The following is a 982-nucleotide window of genomic DNA, read 5'->3' on the forward strand; positions in this document are numbered from 1 at the left end:
GATTGCGCATGAGCTGGGTGTGGTAGAACGTGGCCGTCGCCTCGCACACGGCCTTCAGGCGCGCCTTCTTGGAGCTCGGCACGCCGCCGCGGCCGCCCGTGTCGGCGATGTCGATGTGCGCCCGCTCGGCCAGCTTCCGCACGGCCTCGGGAAACGACAGGTCCTCGGTCTTCATGAGGAAGCCGAACACGTCGCCCCCCTCGTTGCAGCCGAAGCAGTGCCACAGCTGCAGCACGGGGTCGATCTTGAACGAGGGCGTCTTCTCGTTGTGCAGCGGGCAGCAGCACCAGAAGTCGCGGCCGCGCTGCTTCACGGGCGTGCGCTCGCCGATGATGGCCACGAGGTCGGACGCCTCGCGTACCTTCTGGATGTCCTCTTCGCTGATGGTGCCCGCCATGCGCCCCCGCTACCTCCGCTTGTTCTGCTTGGCCAGCACGAGGTTCACCAGGAACAGGAGGCCGAACCCGATGGCGGGCACGAACTCGCCCGGCCCGAGCTGCCCCTCGCCCGCGTTCATGTACGCGAGCACCAGGCTGCCCGTCATCAGGACGAAGCTTGCCACCGCGATCGCCGCGTACACCCATTCCCGGTTCCTCATGCACGGCCCTTCCGTCTCGTCCGTCCCGCCCTTCCCGCACAGTATAGCGCAAGCGCGTCCGCGCCGAGTTGTCAGCAGCTTGCCAACCGGATGCTTACAGAGGGGCGCGGGGTCGGACGGGGTGCGGGTGCGTTGCTATGCTGGGCCGATGCGTCGCGCCCCGGCGTCCGGGCCGGGAGCGCCGCCGCACGCCCACGGACAAGCAAACGGACACGGGAGGTTCCCCATGGAAGACGGCATCTCGGTACTCGCGGACTTCGACTCGGCCCTTTTCGAGCACGAGGAGCCTCCCCTGGTATCGCTCTACCTGCCCACGCACGGCCGCGCCGGCGCCGAGGAGGACCGCATCGGGTTCAAGAACCTCGTGGAGGAGGCGCGCGGCAA

General features: G+C 68.5%; 2 protein-coding genes. Both read right to left on the reverse strand.

Annotated features, from left to right (window positions below; genetic code table 11):
• Positions 1-397, reverse strand: a 397-nt coding sequence (locus GPA_RS13485; protein ID WP_041239660.1) for a CHC2 zinc finger domain-containing protein, incomplete at its 3' end; no start/stop codon positions are given.
• A gap of 9 nt (positions 398-406) precedes the next feature.
• Positions 407-598 carry a hypothetical protein gene (locus tag GPA_RS13490; protein WP_015540209.1) on the reverse strand — a complete coding sequence of 64 codons (192 nt, stop codon included), beginning with the start codon at positions 596-598 and terminating at the stop codon, positions 407-409.
• Positions 599-982 lie beyond the last annotated feature (384 nt).

It is taken from the genome of Gordonibacter pamelaeae 7-10-1-b, from assembly GCF_000210055.1.
GTDB classification, from domain to species: domain Bacteria; phylum Actinomycetota; class Coriobacteriia; order Coriobacteriales; family Eggerthellaceae; genus Gordonibacter; species Gordonibacter pamelaeae.